Here is an 18,060-nt window from a genome sequence, read left to right as displayed (position 1 = left end):
GGTCGGAACTGGCCGCGCATCCCGACGTATTGTGACCAAAATAACGTTTACTTGAAGAAAGTGGGCTGGACTAACCATTTAAACACAAAATTTGCGTTTTGATTAGATTTGTGGTTAGTCCTGGGAATAATTCCTCAATATTCGATTGTCTCTGACCATGGAAATTTAGTTGAATAAAAAGTCATGCGTATATACGAACAGCCCCTTATATCATTTATAATATCACAAAAATTGTGGGTATGGAACCGAAAATCCTTTGGCGTGGCGATTTTTTATGAGCTTCAGGAAATGAAAAAATTGGTGCTTTTCCACTGAGAAGTGATGGATGGAAACATTTAATCAGGGAACAACAACCTTTGTGAGAGCTTCACAAGATGAAAATATTTCTGGTATTGCTCCTCAGAAAATTCCTGAGACTGATAACTGGTAACTGAAGAAGCGATCGCTTTCTAATCTTTCATTCTTTTACTGTACTCTAACTTTCCTCATAACTGATAATGATTTATCTGTTCCCTGTTCCCTGTTCCCTGTTCCCTCTTATTGCCAAATTTCTAAACTTAGTAAACTGGGGGTCAAACAATAACTTAACCGTACCAGTAGGCCCATTCCGATGCTTAGTAATAATCACCTCAGCAATACCCTGATCTGGAGTATCTGGGGAATAATACTCATCCCGATAAAGCATAATAACTAAATCCGCATCTTGTTCAATAGAGTTATGAACAACAATCTCATTCGCCACAAAATTATGTAAACCAGGCACAGTTAAGTCAAAAACCTCTGCCTCACCATCTGGTCTTATTTCTACAATTTCATCCCAGTTAACATCAATTTGAGTAGGTTTTTCCCACTCCCGACACTTAACTACAGACCCTAAATTTCCACCATTTTTTGGCCCAAAATCTACTTGAGACAAGAGTTGGCCACAATACAATATTGAATATTTAAGCATTTTTTGGTTCAAAATAGCAAGAGAATCCCCAATATTCAGAGTATTTAACTGTTTCCAACCCCCCATAGAAAAGAAAGGATGATTAGCCGTAGCCCTAATCAATTTTCCCGAAGAAGTTTGCAGAAGAAGTATAGGTTTAACCCCAGTAGAAAATACTCGACTAACCATAGCCGACTCAAATTTTCCAGTATTTTCATTCAACGCCAAAACAGAAAAATTAGACTTACCAACCAGGCAAGAAATAGGAATTTGTTTACCATCAGCTAAACAAATTAAAGTATCCCCAGTCAAACAACCAGACTCTCTTAAGTCAGACATCATTGGTCTTTTATTAGTTCGAGACTCCACACTTCTGCTAAGTTGAGACAAAGCAATAATCGGCACCGAAAGTTCTCGTGCCAAACCCTTCAAACTCCTAGTAATTCTTGCCAACTCCAACACTCGATTATCAGTATTACTACCCTCCATTAACTGTAAATAATCTAATAAAATTAATCCTAAAGCTCCACCTTGTTCGCTCTGTAATTGTCTGACTTTTGAACGAATTTCATTAACAGTAATATTAGGAGTATCATCAATAAAAATTGGCATTTCAGCAAGAGTACCAATAGCGGAAGTTAAAGGTTCCCATTCATTCTGACTAATTCGCCCGGACCGCAATCTATTACTTTCAATTCTTGCCTCACTTGCTAATAGTCTTAATACTAATTGTTCCTTAGACATTTCTAGACTAAAAATTGCTACTGGTAATTTGAGATTAGCTGCAATACTATGACCAATATTTACAGCAAAGCTAGTATTGTGAAGGCAAATATCATTAGCTACAAAATTATGAGTTTCTGGTATGGTCAAATCGTATACTTGTTTTTCTCCTACTGGTTCTATTGAAACAATTTCATCCCAGAAAATATCGCTATTTTCTAAATGCTTTGTGCAGGAATTCTGTGGTCTGACTAAATTTAATCTGTCGGAGTGGAAATCCAGATTTTCTGATGGAAGGTTTCTCGTATCTATCAGAATATTTTTCTTATGGAGAGCATCAGTAGTAGTTAAACTATCGGCATTTTTATCTGACTTTCTTTTAACACTTCTACTTTTGAGCGACTGATTTTTAGATTCGGCAAATTTTTCTATCAGATTAACCAATTTATTCCAGAAAATATCCCTACTTTCTAATTGCTCGCTCCAGGAATTCTGTGGTCTGACTAAATTTAATCTGTCTGAGTAAAAATCTTGATTTTCTGATGGAAAATTTCTTATATCTGCCAGAATATTTCTTCCACAGATAGTATCAGTAGTCGTTAAATTCTCAGAATTTTTAGGAGATCTTCTTTTGACACTTCTACTCTGGAGCGACTGATTTTTAGATTCGGCAAACTTTTCCACCAGACTCACCAATTCACTCCAGAAAATATCACTACTTTCTAATTGCTCTGTGCAGGAATTCTGTGGTTTGACTAAGTTTAATCTGTCACAGTATAAATCTAGATTTTCTGATGGAAGGTTTCTCATATCTATCAGAATATTTTTTCTATAGAGAGTGTCAGTAGTAGTTAAATTTTCAGAGTTTTTATCCGACTTTCCTTTGACATTCCTACTCTGGAGCGACTGATTTTTAGATTCGGCAAAATTTTCTATCAGATAGACCAATTTATTCCAGAAAATATCCCTAATTTCTAAATGCTCTGTGCAGGAATTCTGTGGTTTGACTAAGTTTAATCTGTCACAGTATAAATCTAGATTTTCTGATGGAAGGTTTCTCATATCTATCAGAATATTTTTTCTATAGAGAGTGTCAGTAGTAGTTAAATTTTCAGAGTTTTTATCCGACTTTCCTTTGACAGTTCTACTCTGGAGTGACTGATTTTTAGATTCGGCAAAATTTTCTATCAGACTCACCAATTTATTCCAGAAAATTGCTGTATTCTCTAATTGTTGGCTCCAGGAATTCTCTGGTTCCGCTAAATCAAATCTGTCGGAGTCGAAATCCAAATCTTCTAATAGAGAACTGCCAATATTTGCCACACCACTTTTCATAGATAAAGTCTCAGAAGTCGTTAAATTTCTGAAATTTTTATCAGTCTGTCTTGTGCCGTTTCTGCTCTGTGGTGAAAACCATCTATATGCGACAAATTTTTCCGTTACAGAAGTAATTTCATTCCCGAAAATCTCAGTATTTTTTAGTTGCTTAACCCAGAAACTATCCGGTATGACTAAATTTAATATGCTAGAGGGGAAATCCAGATTTATAGATGGAAAATTTCTCATATCTGCCCCTAAATTTTTCCCACCGAAAGTCTCAGAAGTAGTTAAATGACCAAAAATTTTATCCGTCTGTCTTATGCTATTTTTCCTATGTGGTGAAAACCATCTAGATTCAGCAAACTTTTCCATCACACATACAATTTCATTCACGAAAATTTCCCAATCTTTGAGATTTTCAACCAAGGAATTTTTCTTTGTGAGTAAATCCCAATTTTCTGATGGAGAACTACTAATATTTGTCACATAACTTTTCACAGATAAAGTCTCAGAAGTAGTTAAATGACCAAAAATTTTATCCGTCTGTCTTATGCTATTTTTCCTATGTGGTGAAAACCATCTAGATTCAGCAAACTTTTCCATCACACATACAATTTCATTCACGAAAATTTCCCAATCTTTGAGATTTTTAACCAAGGAATTTTTCTTTGTGAGTAAATTCCAATTTTCTGATTTAGATTCAGTAAATTTTTCCATTACAACAAGAACTTTATTCCAGAAAACCTCTGTATTTTCTAATTTCTCAACCCAGAAATTATCCGGTTTATCTAAATCAAATCTATCGGAGTCAAAATCAAGAATTTCTGACGGAAGACTTCCCATATCTACCAGAAAATTTTTCCCAGAGACAGTATCAGCAGTAGTTAAATTCTCAGAATTTTTAGGAGAGTTTCCTTTGAAACTCCTATTATTTACTGACCTACTTTTAGATTCGGTAAAATTTTCCATCAGACTCACCAATTCATCCCAGAAATTATTTTTTGTAGTTAAATTTAACCAGCTAGGGTCAAAGTCGAATTTTTTAGAATCAAAGCCACCAATATCTACAATAAAATTTTTCTGAGACAAAGCATCAGTAATTGTCAAATGCCATAAATCCCTATTACAAAAACAACTTCTGAATTCTGAATTCTGAATTCTGAATTCTTTAAAAACCTTTTCAATAACACCAATAATTCCAAATCTGAGCAAAAGATGTTGTACTTGTCTAACTAACTTTTCACTCTCCACAGAATAGCCTAAACATACTGCCCCAGTTTCACATATTTTTATCCATCCATCCTGGGAAAATAAATATCTAATGAATAAAGCTAACTGTGATTTTTCTAATTTAAAGACAATAGGAAAAAGACAGAAATTATCCGAATCAATCAGAGAAGCAAACTGATTTTCTGGAATACTTTCATCGCCAAAAACATCTAACAGACGGGGTACAGCTATTTTTTCTCCTACCTGTAATTTTGCCAAAGGTTTCCAACCATCAACCGTTAGAAAAGGATGAGTAATTGTCGTCTCTACAAATCTTCCTGATTTTGTCGTTACTCTAAAAACTGGCTTAATTCCATCATCAATAAAAGCAGAAGGTTTAGTAATCTGAAACTTCCAATTTTTGCCTAAAGTTAATAACTCTATTTCCTGCCTTTGATAAACTTCTGCCAAAGTAATTAAACTGCCATCTTTTTGCAAAACTAAAGTATCATAAGCAGCACATTTTCCCATTGATGGACGACCAGCTACAATAATTAAATCCGAACGTTGAAAACCTCCAGTCATTGCATCTAGATCGTAAAAACCACAAGCAAGACCAGGTAAAGCAATTCCCTCATTTCTATCTTCAATCTCCTGAAAAGTATTAATTAAAGTCTCAGAAATAGGAACTAAATCTTGTTGTGGTTTATCCTGAGTCAGAGCAAATATTTTTTGTTCAGCTTGGTCAAGAATAGTTTTTAATTCAGTAGCTGTTTGAAACCCTAAATCAAAAATTTCATTTCCTGCTTGAATTAATTTTCTGCGGATATATTTATCAATAACTAAAACAGCATATTGGTCAATATTAACCGCCGAAACAGTTCGTTCTAATAGTTGAACTATTTTTACTTGTCCGCCAATTTTTTCTAATTTATTATTATCAGTAAGCCAACTGGTAACAGTCATTAAATCCGTAGGTTTGCCCTGATTATAAAGTTGCCACATTGCTTTATAAAGAATTTGATGAGCTTCAATGGCAAAAAACTCTGGGCGTAATAACTCTGTTACTCGACTAACAGCTTCTGGATCGAGGAGAATACCACCTAAAATAGCTTCTTCCGCTTCAATATTTTGGGGAGGTAGGCGATCGCTAGACATCTTTTAATAATTAATAATTAATAATTAATAATTAACAATTACCTCTCTTTGAAAATAAGAGGATTGACTCAATGGAAATTTTTTTCTTGTTTCTCCTTTAAAGGAGAGGTTTCCCACCTTAATTATTCGGTGATTTACCTACAATTATTCAACATTTATTTGAAAAAGGAATAGGGATTAAAGTTTAAATTACTCTGGTATAAAAATCTTTCAACAATTAATAATTAATAATGAATAATTAATAATTACCTCTCCTTGAAAATAAGAGGATTGACTAATTATGAAAATTTTTTCTTCTATTAGTCGATTTGATATGGCGCAGGTTTCCTCGCCATCCCTCCACCGCTTGTTTCTTCTTTAAAGGAGAGGAATTTAACTTTAATTATTCGGTAATTAATCAAATTGCTGAATATTAAAGTTGATCTAAAAGTAAGCATTTCCTTTAGAATGCTGTGCAAACAGCTGTCAGTTATCAGCAAAATAAGGAGATTTTAATTAATATAGATTTAAAAGCCAGCTTTTATAGTAAATAAATTCTGATTCAATTAGTAAAGCTTTTATCTCAAACTAGAAGCAATAGCTAATGGCTAAATACTGACAGCTACAGTCAAAAGTCAAAGACTGTCGATCAAAAGATACTTACGCATTTTTGAGTCATAAAATCTAGATTTAGTGTGGCACTAGAGTATTTTTTTGCATAACTTATAATTTCTTTTTCACTTTTAACTTTTGACTTTTGACTTTTGACTTTAATTAACTACCTACTACTTGAATCTCTACTTCAGCAGTTACCTCGGGATGAAGTTTAATTTGAGCTTTGTAGAATCCAACTTTGCTAATTTCTGGCAAAGTAACGCCACGTCTATCAATTTCTTGACCAGTATTTTCCTTAATTAAATCCACTAATTCTCTATCAGTAACGGTACCAAAAATCGCATCATTTTCACCAACTTGTTTGGCAATTTTAAAGCGACCAACTGTTTCCAAAGCTATCTTTTGAGCTTCTGCTGCTTGCTTCAATTCTATTTGTCTTTGTCGTTCTTGTTCTCTACGGCGTTCTACTTGTTTAAGAACACCTGGAGTAGTACGAAAAGCAATTTTCTGAGGAATCAAATAGTTACGAGCATAACCAGGGGCTACTTCTACCACATCTCCCGATACTCCTAATTTTTTGACATCTTGATTCAAGACTACCTGCAATTTTTTGGCCATGATTTTAATTGGAAAATTTTTACTGCAAACTTTAATTATAGCGTGTAGCGCTAGGGAATAGGGAATAGGGAATAGGGAATAGGGAATAGGGAATAGGGAATAGGGAATAGGGAATGTAGTGCTATATATGCAGTTCTCATAAGTTGTGAGGTACACAATTCCTTTTCTTTCGGGAATGGGGAACTAGAAAAGAAAAAATATAGGTGTACCTCCAAAACTTGAGAAACCCTAGATCGTAATTTCAAAAAAAAACAATAGAAAGCCAGAAGAGATAATTTACAAAATGAATGGATTAATTTAAGCTAAGGTCTTAGCTGATAGTAACTAGGAAAAATAACTATAATTAACAATTAAGTCCTAGTTATTCTTACTTAAGCATAAAATTTTCAGTCTGAATCAAGCTAAAAATTATCATATTTATTTAGGTCAAAATGAAACCAAAATTCCTCAAAATTATTTTAGGGACAATCCTTACCAGCTTGTTAATAGTTTTTACTTCCTGTCAACAAGTTCCTACTGCTCAAATTATTACTATTAGGAGTGCTTACAATACTGGTTGGGTAGAAGAGTTATTTCAAACTTCTGTAGTTAATATAGGTCTAGAAAAACTTGGTTATCAAGTAGAAAAACCAAAAGAAATTGATTATCCGGCACTTTATATTTCCATAGCTAATGGAGACTTAGACTATAGTGTTGTTTACTATCAACCAGGGCACAAGAAATTCTTTGAAAATGCTGGTGGTGAAGAAAAATTAGAGGGAGTGGGAATTTTAACTCCTAATGGCATCCAAGGGTATCAAATTGATAAAAAAACCGCCGATAAATATAACATTACTAACATTGAACAATTAAAAGATCCAGAAATAGCCAAGCTTTTTGATTCAGATAAAGATGGTAAAGCAAATTTAGTTGGTTGTAATCCTGGTTGGTTTTGTGAGTTGATCATAGACCATCACCTTAAAGTCTATGGACTGCAGGATACTGTAGAACATAATCGAGGCCAATATACAGTGCTTCTGGCAGATGCTGTTACTCGTTATCAAAAAGGCGAACCTATTATTTATTATGCCTATAATCCTCACTGGATATCTGCAGTTTTAAAACCAGGAGAAGATGTAGTTTGGTTAGAAGTTTCTTTTACTTCTTTACCAGAACCTATGGAAAATCTGAGTGAAAAAGGTACATCAGTAGATGGTAAAAATCTTGGTCTTCCTAAAAGCGATCAGCGTATTGTTGCTAATAAAAAATTCCTAGAAAATAATCCAGTTGCTAAAAAATGGTTTGAATTAGTTGAAATTTCAGTTGCTGATATGAATGCTGAAAGTTTACGTATAAAAGAGGGTGAAGACAAACCGGAAGATATTCTGCGTCATGCTCAAGAATGGGTAAATAATAATCAGCAAAAATATGATAATTGGTTAGAAACAGCAAGACAAAGTACAAATTAATTTTCTAGTTTTTTAAGTAATAAAGGAAATAAAGAAAAAGACATAAATAATAATTTGTCGCTGTAACTTTAGGATTAGATGATACTGTATCAAGCTATCAAATTTCAATCCTTTAAAGTATTCCCAACGTAAGCATTCAGCTATTAGTTGTCAGTTAGCCTCCTGGATCGGAACTGCGGACTTCAGCAACAAGAGTCTCTCTTATGGGACAGTTTTTAAATTAAAAAAGACTTTAAGGGCAAGGAAGGCAACTTTTGTAGTAAGACAATTAAATATTGCTTTTATCCTAAACTAAAAGGTAAGCATTCAGCTATTAGCTGTCAGCTATCAGCAACAAGAGTCTCTCCTTAAAGGACGGTGTTTAAATTAACAACTAACTTTAAGGGCAAGGGAGGCAACTTTTGTAGTAAGACAGTTAAATATTGCTTTTATCCTAAACTAAAAGCAATAGCTGATAGCTGACGGCTGAATGCTTACAGTAATTTTTAGATATCGCGGTTATCATATTAATGAATATAGTATTTTTCTCTTTATTTTTATTCTCATATCCGGTGTTTTCTAAAAATACAAAATTTTTGTATCTCAACCAAGAGGGAAAATTGCTATAAATGAATTATTAATGTAAGCATTTCCTGCGGAATGCTGCGCAAACAGCTATTAGCTGTCAGCTAGCCTCCTGCGGAGGAACTTCGTTAACAGCAACAAGACTCTCTTGTTAAGGAATGTGGGTTTAAATTAACAACTGACTTTAAGGACAAGGAAGGAAAATTTTGTAGTAAGACAATTAAATATTGCTTTTATCCTAAACTAAAAGTAATAGCTGATAGCTGACGGCTGAATGCTTACTTATTAATATTTGAATCAAAATATAGTGCCTCTTACCTATTCTCAAATTGGGTGCATCTCATATTGGCAAAAATACTTTTTTCCTATATATTTCCTGTTCCCTGTTCCCTGTTCCCTGTTCCCTAAAAGCAATAACTTTTTGGCTTTATTCACGCATTGAGATGCACCCCTCAAATTTATATAAATCTTTAGTGCTGAGAGTAGTAAAATACTATTAATTTAATGAAAAAATTTTTAATCAAACCACAATGAAACAAAAATATCTCAAAACTATTTTAGGAACAATCCTCACCAGCTTATTAATAATTTTTACTTCCTGTCAACAAGTTCCTGATTCTGAAACAGTTACTATTCGGAGTGCTAATAGTACCTTTGTACAAGAATTATTTCAAACTGAAGTAGTGAATATAGGTTTAGAAAAACTAGGCTATAAAGTCGAAAGACCAAAACAAATTGAATATCCAGCAATTTATATTTCTCTTGCTAGCGGAGACTTGGACTATAGCGCTGTTAACTATGAACCACAACACAATGAATTCTTTGAAAATGCTGGTGGAGAAGAAAAGTTAGAGAAAGTTGGAACTTTAACTCCTAATGGAATACAAAGATATGAAATAGACAAAAAAACAGCCGATAAATATAACATTACTAATATTAAACAATTAAAAGATCCAGAAATAGCCAAACTTTTTGATTCCGATGGAGATGGCAAAGCAAATTTAGTTGGTTGTAATCCTGGTTGGTCTTGTGAATTAGTTATCAATCATCATCTTAAAGCTTATGAATTAGAAGATACAGTAGAACATAATCAAGGACAATATGAAATTCTCTTGGCAGATGCAATGACTCGTTATCAGGAAGGAAAACCAATTCTTTATTATGCTTACGAACCTCATTGGATATCGACAGTTTTAAAACCAAATGAAGATGTAGTTTCACTGGAAGTTCCTTTCACTTCCTTACCGCCATCTATAGAAAATTTAAGTGAAAAAGATACATCAATAGATGGAAAAAATCTTGGCTTTCCCTTGCTTCAACAGCGTATAGTTGCTAATAAAAAATTCTTAGAATCAAATCCAGTTGCCAAAAGATGGTTTGAGTTAGTTGAAATTCCAATTGTCGATATGAATGCTGAAAGTTTGCGCATCAAAGAGGGTGAAGATACACCAGAAGATATTTTGCGTCATGGCCAGGAGTGGATAAAAAATAATCAAGAAAAATATGATAGTTGGTTAGAAACAGCAAAGCAAACTGCTAATTAAAGTGGGTATAAACAATTTTTAATAATCAATCAGGAGATATTTTATCACTACAAAATATTAAATAAAAGGATTTTTAAATAGTTTTCATCAATCTAGAATACAACTATTTATACAATTTTCACCTCCTTGGTGCATATCTATAATTTTTACTGTAGTCTCTCCTCATGAAAACTGCTATAAAAGTAAAAAAAGCTGAGACTAAATTTAAAATATTGAAGTCTCAGCTATTAAATTAGTTTTAATTTTATCTCAATTATATGCAGTTAAAATTTCCAATTTTCTTGCTATAGTGCTACAGGTTAATATGAGAAATTTTCTCTATTCTCTGTTACCTATTATCTGGAAATAAAAAATTATTGCCCTCATCAAAAAAAACTAATGATCTACTTCATTTATGTGAGCATTCAGCCGTCAGCATTCAGCCGTCAGCATTCAGCCGTCAGCATTCAGCTATTGCTTTTAGTTAGTGATAAAAGCAATATTTAATTGAGAAGTGAAAAATCTTACTACAAAAGTCAGCTCTAAAGTCTATATTCATTTAAACCCTGTCCTTAAATACAGGATATTATTGCTGACAACTAATAATTAATAGCTGAATGCTTACTCATTTATTCAGCCCAAAACTTTCATCAAACTAAGTGTCCGTGCAAAATTAATTTAACATTTTTTAGTAGGGAATAAAATATATTTGTCTGTTGGAGCAGTCGTTCTAAAAATAATTTTTCTTACCTATTTAAGCTGACTATCAAGTAAACAATTAATTTTGTTTGACTACTTAAAAGATTAAATATGGTGTTTTTTGCAGCGATTTACAAATAATATCAAATCCGCTTAATTGCACATCAATACGTAAGCATTCAGCTATTAGCTGTCAGCTAGCCTCCTCCGGAGGAACTGCGGACTTCAGCAACAAGACTCTCTCCTTAAAGGACGGTGTTTAAATTAACAACTTACTTTAAGGGTAAGGGAGGCAACTTTTGTAGTAAGACAGTTAAATATTGCTTTTATCCTAAACTAAAAGCAATAGCTGATAGCTGAAGTCCGCAGTTCCGACCATAGGAGGCTGGCTGACGGCTGAATGCTTACATCAATACAATAACCTCACCATCGGGATTTTAAGCTATTGATTGTCAGGTTATTTAACCGAATTTGATATAACTTGTATGATTAAAAATTGAATCAAAAAAAACGTATATATTTTTTTAAAATTCTCAATAACATGAAACAAAAACTACTAAAAATTCTCTTAGGAATAATCCTCACAAGCGTATTAATAATTTTTACTTCCTGTCAACAAACTCCCAATTCCCAAACAGTCAGTATTCGTAGTGCCCATAGTAACTGGATAGAAGAATCATTCCAAACTAATATTGTCAATATAGGTCTAGAAAAACTAGGCTATAAAGTAGAAAAACCAAAGGAAATTGATTCCCCAGCACTTTATATTTCTGTAGGTAATGGAGACTTAGACTATAGCGTTATTTATTACTTACCAGGACACGAAAAATTCTTTGAAAATGCTGGTGGAGAAGAAAAATTAGAAGGAGTTGGAAATTTAACACCTAATGGAAGGAGTGGATATCAAATTGATAAAAAAACAGCCGATAAATATAACATTACTAACATTAAACAATTAAAAGATCCAGAAATAGCCAAACTTTTTGACTCAGATGGAGATGGTAAAGCCAACTTAGTAGGTTGCAATCCTGGTTGGGCTTGTGAATTAATTATAGACAATCAAATTGAAGCTTATGGACTACAAGATACAGTAGAACATAATCGAGGCCAATATACAATTCTTCTAGCAGATGCTATTACTCGCTATAAACAAGGAAAATCTATTATTTATTATGGCTTTAATCCCCACTGGATATATACAATTTTAAAGCCAGGGGAAGATGCAATTTGGTTAGAAGTTCCTTTTACATCCTTACCAAAATCTATGGGAAATTTGACTGAAAAAGATACATCAATAGATGGAAAAAATCTAGGTTTTCCCTTACTACAACAATATATTGTGGCTAATAAAAAATTCTTAGAAGCAAACCCAGTTGCGAGAAAATGGTTTGAATTAGTACAAATTCCAGTGGCAGATATGAATGTTGAAAGTTTAAGTATTAAAGAGGGAGAAGATAAGCCAGAAGATATTCTGCGCCATGCTCAAGAGTGGATAAAAAATAATCAGCAAAAATATGATAGTTGGCTAGAAATAGCGAGAAAAGCTGCTAATTAATAATTAATAATTAATAATTAATAATTAATAATTAATAATTAATAATTAATAATTAGGGCTTGCTGATTCAATATCAAAGCATTTATAGATAAAGGTTTTAGCCTTTTTAGCTTTGAAATACCTTGGTTTTCAGCTCTAATAGCTCAAAAAGGAGCGCATTTTGGGGAAGAAAATCAAGGGACAATTCGTTCTGACTACCTCTTCTATAATTCCCATTCCTCCTGACTTCTGAATTCTGGATTCTGAATTCTGAATTCTGGCTTCTACCCTCACCCATAATACTTTTTCAGCAAACCCTAATTAATAATTCGGTAAGCTACCAGATATTAAATATCTTTCAATCAATTAAACTAAAATGAAACAAAAATATATCAAAATTATTTGAGGAAGCATCTTAACAAGCTTATTAATTGTTTTCACTTCCTGTCAAAAAACTCCTCCTGGAATAGTTACTATTCGGAATGCTAATAGTACCTGGACAGAAGAATTATTTCAAACCGAAGTAGTGAATATAGGTTTAGAAAAACTTGATTATAAAGTTGAAAAACCAAAACAAATTGAATATCCAGCAATTTATATTTCTGTTGCCAATGGAGATTTAGAATATAGCACTGTTTACTATGAACCACAACACTAATGAATTCTTTGAAAATGTTGGTGGTGAAGAAAAGTTAGAGGGAGTAGAAATTTTAACTCCTCATGGCATCCAAGGATATCAAATTGATAAAAAAACAGCCGATAAATATAAAATTACTAACATTCAACAATTAAAAGATCCAAAAATAGCCAAGCTTTTTGATTCCGATGGAGATGGCAAAGCAAATTTAGTTGCTTGTAACCCTGGTTGGCATTGTAAGCTGACTATAGACCATCATCTTCAAGCTTATGAATTAGAAGATACTGTAGAACATAATAGAGGTCAATATACAGTGCTTTTGGCAGATGCTATTACTCGTTATCAAAAAGGGGAACCTATTCTTTATTCTGCCTATAATCCTCGCTGGATATCTGTAGTTTTAAAACCAGGAGAAGATGTAGTTTGGTTAGAAGTTCCTTTCACCTCCTTACCAAAATCTATGGGAAATTTGAGTGAAAAAGATACATCTCTAGATGGAAAAAATTTTGGCTTTCAGATATCTCAACAGGGTATTGTTGCTAATCAAAAATTCCTAGAAGTAAACCAAATTGCTAGAAAGTGGCTTGAATTAGTACAAATTCCAGTTGCCGATATGAGTGAGGAAAGTTTACGTATTAAAGAGGGTGAAGACAAACCAGAAGATATTCTCCGTCATGGCCAGGAGTGGATAAAAAATAATCAAGAAAAATATGATAATTGGTTAGAACAAGCAAGACAAGAGACTGATTCATTAGACATCTCCAATAATAAAAAATAAAATTAATTAACCGACAGAAATTATTGATTCTTTCTGCCTACTCCCTACTTCCTCTTTTCTGAAGATGTTTATTGTAAATAGAATTTAAGCAAAACACTATCCGTAATATAATTAATATACAATTAATATAATGGTATATAGTGGTCAAAAATTATAACGTTCTATAATATATGTAGTAGCGTTTAAACCTCAAAAATCCCTAAATGATGATTCATTGAACTTGAGTAGAGCTTTCCTCTTTTCCTGTGCAAATATAAAAAAAACCCAAGAATAAACAGCCAATGTCTAGGCCAGAATCTAATCCTTCCTCAGAACAACCAGAAAAAATCCATTTACCTCGCACCAGCGAGTCAGAAACCCTCAAAAAAATTCGTCATACCACATCTCATGTCATGGCTATGGCAGTACAAAAGCTGTTTCCCAAGGCACAAGTAACAATTGGTCCTTGGATCGAAAATGGCTTTTACTATGACTTTGATACCCCAGAACCATTTACAGAAGCTGACCTAAAAACCATCAAAAAAGAGATGGTCAAAATCATTAAACGGGATTTACCCGTAATTAGAGAAGAAGTCAGCCGAGAAGAAGCTAAAAGTCGAATTGAAGCAATTAAAGAACCTTACAAATTAGAAATTCTTGAAGATTTAGAAGACCCAATTACTATCTATCATCTCGGTGAAGAATGGTGGGATTTATGTGCTGGCCCTCATATTGAAAGTACAAAACAAATTAATCCCAAAGCAATTGATTTAGAAACTGTTGCTGGTGCTTATTGGCGTGGAGATGAAACCAAAGCCCAATTACAACGTATCTATGGTACTGCTTGGGAAACTCCAGAACAACTAGCCGAATATAAAAGACGTAAAGAAGAAGCTTTCAAAAGAAACCATCGTAAACTAGGTAAAGAATTAGGACTATTTATTTTTTCCGACCTGGTTGGGCCTGGATTACCTCTCTGGACTCCCAAAGGTACAATGTTAAAGAATTCATTGAAAGAATTTCTCCAACAAGAACAACAGAAACGGGGTTATTTACCTGTAGATACTCCCCATATTGCCAGAGTCGATTTATTCAAAACTTCCGGACATTGGCAAAAGTATAAAGAGGATATGTTCCCGATGATGGCTGAGGATGAACAAGCAGAAGCTATGGAACAGGGTTTTGTTGTAAAACCAATGAACTGTCCTTTTCATATCCAAATCTATAAAAATGAATTACGTTCTTATCGAGAGTTGCCAATACGACTTGCTGAGTTTGGCACTGTTTACCGCCATGAAAAGTCTGGGGAATTAGGTGGTTTAACTCGAGTCCGGGGTTTCACTCAAGATGATTCTCATTTGTTTGTAACACCCGAACAACTTGATGACGAGTTTCTCAGTGTGGTGGACTTAACTCTATTTGTCTTTAAAAATCTACAACTAAAGAATTTTAAGGCTAGATTAAGTTTCCGAGATCCTAATTTAGATAAGTATATTGGCTCTGATGAGGCTTGGGAAAAAGCTGAAGGTGCTATTCGTCGGGCTGTAGAAAGTTTGGGTATGGAGCATTTTGAGGGTATTGGTGAAGCGGCGTTCTATGGTCCAAAGTTAGATTTTATTTTCCAGGATGCTTTGGAGCGAGAATGGCAGTTGGGTACTGTACAGGTAGATTATAATTTGCCCGAACGGTTTGATTTAGAATATGTGGCAGAAGATGGGACAAGAAAACGTCCAGTGATGATTCATCGGGCACCTTTTGGTTCCTTGGAAAGGTTGATTGGGATTTTGATTGAGGAATATGCAGGAGATTTTCCTTTGTGGTTAGCTCCTATCCAAGCTAAACTTCTACCAGTTAATTCTGAATTTTTGCCTTTTGCTCAAGAGGTTGCTGCTCAAATGCGTCAAATAGGTATTCGTGCTGAGGTGGATATTAGTAATGAACGTTTGGGTAAGTTGATTAGAAATGCTGAGAAGGCAAAAATTCCTCTAATGGCTGTAGTTGGAGCTAAGGAAGTTGAGTCAAATAGTCTGAGTATTCGGACTCGTGCTGCTGGGGAATTAGGTTCTATACCTGTGCCAGAGGTAATTGAGAAGATGACTGGGGCGATCGCTAATTATGAAAAATTTTGAAATAGATCGAGCCGTTATAATCGTGCTGATTTAACGGTGAGAAGGGGCGTATAAACTGCGCGGGAAACCCACGCAGACAGCCTAGAGATGAATTTCAAAGTAGTAAGTTAATTGAGGGCTTGCAAATTAATCCAGCATCAGTTATAGTAATTAACAGCCGTGGGGCAAACGGTTAGATAAAAAGCTTGTGGAGATGGTCTGACGGGGGTACAACTCAACTTGTTTGATTTGTTACCTAGTTAAGAATCTGAGAAACAAGAATCTCCCTTTATAATCTTTGATTTAACGGTGAGAGTGTCAAGAAAATTTCTAGACTTTATAGCAATGAGCGCTGGCATATTTACAAATTGCAGGAGGTGTCAAATAACTAAAAGTCTTATCTTATAAGCTTTTTATTCTCCCTGTTGCCTGCGCGCAGCACTATAATCTGGAAGTAATTCAAAATTAAAAATATACTTTAATTAATCTCTACATGAGTATCTAAACCCGCTTTCTGATAAATTGAGAGCGGGTTTATTTATTTGACTTGTTCTTTGATAAGCTCTTGATAGTATTTAAAAGTTTTGAATTTAAAAATTGCTGAATGGCCATAAATTAATAATCAATAATTCCAATTTCCACCATTAAACTATGCCAAGTTGAATTTAATCGTCTATCTGTAGAGAGTAAAACTTTTCTTTGAGGACGACTAACAAGTCTAGACCAAGTTATACTTTGCAGGGATCATAAATATACATAGATATAGATGATTGACCAATAAGTTCTTAGCTATAAGTAATTAAGATAGCTCAAGGCGATAGTATTCTCTTTCAAAAGTTAAATCAGATTGTTATATTATTGATAGGTATCATACTGCCAGTAAGGGGTTAATTGATGCTGATGTGAACGGTTCTAAATATAATGAGAAAAGCAGTCCCAAATGTCTTTGACCATGGGATGAAGGAGCCAGTACGTTGGACAGGTCCCCTTAAAGCAACTGGCGTGGTGTTGTAGTTCACCCAGTCGGAGTAACATCTGCGATCTGAAAGAATATGTCTTATGTGACTATATTTTTATGAACTATATTACCTTCCTTATATCTAGAGCTAAGGTCGGCGATAATCTGACATATTTTGTTTGCGAAAGGCGCTAGAACATGAAAGCATCTAATTTCAAGGAACTATATGAGACCAAAAGGTTTCACAATAATATAATTTAGAGATAAAAATGATTAATATCTTAAAGGTTCCTCTAAGAGGGGATGTGTTTTTCGCTTTTTTATGCTTGGAAAGTGCGAAAACGCAAACCGCCAGATGTCGCTGTCCAATGGCTCATGTACAGCTAGGAACAGTGACTTAATAATATGAACTTTATGAATACCGCTAAGAAAAAAGTAGAATCTCTATTAAGTAAATTGCCAGATAATTGCTCCCTTGAAGATGTTCAATATCATTTATATGTAATTGAAAAAGTTCTTCATGGTTTAGAAGTAGCTAATAAAGAAAGAAAAATTACACAAGAAGAAGCTGAAGGGCTTTTGAGTAAATGGGTTATAAAGTAGTTTGGTCTTCTAAGGCTATAGATGATGTGGACGCGATCGCCTCCTATATAGCGCGTGACTCTGTTTCTTATGCTGCAGCAGTAGTCCATAGGGTAATTAATGTCACCAAAAATTTGCTTCATAATCCTTTACAAGGAGAAGTAGTAAAAGAATTTGGGGATGAAAGTTACCGACAAGATTATGCTTACAGTTACCGAGTCCTTTATCAAGTTAAAGGGGATATAGTAATTGTGGCCGCAGTTATTCATGGAAAAAGGTTATTAGATTTATAGTTGAAGTGCGATCGTGTCCAATTAAATATTGGCTCAGAACCGAGTTTCATTAGAAGCTCGGTTTTTTAAGTCAAAAGTCAAAAGTCAAAAGTCAAAAGTTAGAAGTTAGAAGTCAAAAGTTAGGGGTTAAAAGTCAAAAGTTAAAAGTTATATTAGGAGGAGAGAAAGGTTGTATCTCACTCAAGCCGAATTTGCTGTATCTCCTAATAATAAAAAATCAAATTAATTATCGTACTAAATACATTAATTATTTCTGCCTACTCACTATTTTTATACCTTATAAAATTACCAATCTTCCCATTTTGCTCTACTTTCTGTATCCCAATCATTAGAATTCAAAAGTCAAAAGTTAGAAGTCAAAAGTTAGAAGTTAGAAGTTAGAAGTCAAAAGTTAGAAGTCAAAA

General features: G+C 33.9%; 10 protein-coding genes. 8 read left to right on the top strand and 2 right to left on the bottom strand.

All coding sequences use genetic code 11. From position 1 onward, the window contains the following. Positions 1-502 precede the first annotated feature (502 nt). Both dnaB and rplI read right to left on the bottom strand, forming a co-directional pair. Positions 503-5,341, bottom strand: coding sequence for a replicative DNA helicase (gene dnaB / locus F6K54_RS00145; RefSeq protein ID WP_293072802.1), 4,839 nt, complete (start codon positions 5,339-5,341; stop codon positions 503-505). 753 nt (positions 5,342-6,094) lie between these two features. Beyond that, the gene (gene rplI, locus F6K54_RS00140) at positions 6,095-6,553 is read right to left on the bottom strand and encodes a 50S ribosomal protein L9 (protein ID WP_293072799.1); all 459 of its coding nucleotides are present in this window, start codon (positions 6,551-6,553) and stop codon (positions 6,095-6,097) included. 431 nt (positions 6,554-6,984) lie between these two features. Here rplI and proX (F6K54_RS00135) point away from each other — a divergent pair, with 431 nt between their 5' ends. From proX (F6K54_RS00135) to F6K54_RS00100, 8 genes are all read left to right on the top strand, one after another. Then, the gene (gene proX / locus F6K54_RS00135; protein WP_293072796.1) at positions 6,985-8,001 is read left to right on the top strand and encodes a glycine betaine/L-proline ABC transporter substrate-binding protein ProX; all 1,017 of its coding nucleotides are present in this window, start codon (positions 6,985-6,987) and stop codon (positions 7,999-8,001) included. A gap of 1,094 nt (positions 8,002-9,095) precedes the next feature. Next, positions 9,096-10,109: a glycine betaine/L-proline ABC transporter substrate-binding protein ProX gene (gene proX / locus F6K54_RS00130; RefSeq protein WP_293072793.1), complete on the top strand. Its 1,014-nt coding sequence runs from the start codon at positions 9,096-9,098 to the stop codon at positions 10,107-10,109. Between the two features lie 1,219 nt (positions 10,110-11,328). After that, positions 11,329-12,342 carry a glycine betaine/L-proline ABC transporter substrate-binding protein ProX gene (gene proX / locus F6K54_RS00125; protein ID WP_293072790.1) on the top strand — a complete coding sequence of 338 codons (1,014 nt, stop codon included), beginning with the start codon at positions 11,329-11,331 and terminating at the stop codon, positions 12,340-12,342. A gap of 505 nt (positions 12,343-12,847) precedes the next feature. Continuing rightward, on the top strand, positions 12,848-12,979 hold the full coding sequence (locus F6K54_RS00120; RefSeq protein WP_293072787.1) for a hypothetical protein: 132 nt from the start codon (positions 12,848-12,850) through the stop codon (positions 12,977-12,979). Next, entirely contained in the window at positions 12,963-13,736 is a 774-nt protein-coding gene (gene proX, locus F6K54_RS00115) for a glycine betaine/L-proline ABC transporter substrate-binding protein ProX (protein ID WP_293072784.1), read from the top strand. Before F6K54_RS00120 ends, proX (F6K54_RS00115) begins: the two co-directional genes overlap by 17 nt. Before the next feature lie 281 nt (positions 13,737-14,017). Next, positions 14,018-15,844 carry a threonine--tRNA ligase gene (gene thrS, locus F6K54_RS00110; protein WP_293072782.1) on the top strand — a complete coding sequence of 609 codons (1,827 nt, stop codon included), beginning with the start codon at positions 14,018-14,020 and terminating at the stop codon, positions 15,842-15,844. A 1,351-nt stretch (positions 15,845-17,195) separates the two neighbouring features. Beyond that, entirely contained in the window at positions 17,196-17,384 is a 189-nt protein-coding gene (locus F6K54_RS00105; RefSeq protein WP_202223026.1) for a hypothetical protein, read from the top strand. After that, entirely contained in the window at positions 17,369-17,656 is a 288-nt protein-coding gene (locus F6K54_RS00100) for a type II toxin-antitoxin system RelE/ParE family toxin (protein WP_293072779.1), read from the top strand. The genes F6K54_RS00105 and F6K54_RS00100 overlap by 16 nt, the downstream gene beginning before the upstream one ends. The last annotated feature ends 404 nt before the right edge of the window (positions 17,657-18,060 follow it).

This window comes from Okeania sp. SIO3B5, from assembly GCF_010692555.1.
Lineage (GTDB): Bacteria > Cyanobacteriota > Cyanobacteriia > Cyanobacteriales > Microcoleaceae > Okeania.
Note: the sequence above shows the minus strand (reverse complement) of the source record. Positions and strands in the feature narration are given on the sequence as shown.

Coding starts and splice junctions, on each gene's coding strand:
- dnaB (WP_293072802.1), bottom strand. CDS start 5,341: ATGTCTAGCGATCGCCTACCTCCCCAAAATATTGAAGCGGAAGAAGCT.
- rplI (WP_293072799.1), bottom strand. CDS start 6,553: ATGGCCAAAAAATTGCAGGTAGTCTTGAATCAAGATGTCAAAAAATTA.
- proX (WP_293072796.1), top strand. CDS start 6,985: ATGAAACCAAAATTCCTCAAAATTATTTTAGGGACAATCCTTACCAGC.
- proX (WP_293072793.1), top strand. CDS start 9,096: ATGAAACAAAAATATCTCAAAACTATTTTAGGAACAATCCTCACCAGC.
- proX (WP_293072790.1), top strand. CDS start 11,329: ATGAAACAAAAACTACTAAAAATTCTCTTAGGAATAATCCTCACAAGC.
- proX (WP_293072784.1), top strand. CDS start 12,963: ATGAACCACAACACTAATGAATTCTTTGAAAATGTTGGTGGTGAAGAA.
- thrS (WP_293072782.1), top strand. CDS start 14,018: ATGTCTAGGCCAGAATCTAATCCTTCCTCAGAACAACCAGAAAAAATC.
- F6K54_RS00105 (WP_202223026.1), top strand. CDS start 17,196: ATGAATACCGCTAAGAAAAAAGTAGAATCTCTATTAAGTAAATTGCCA.
- F6K54_RS00100 (WP_293072779.1), top strand. CDS start 17,369: ATGGGTTATAAAGTAGTTTGGTCTTCTAAGGCTATAGATGATGTGGAC.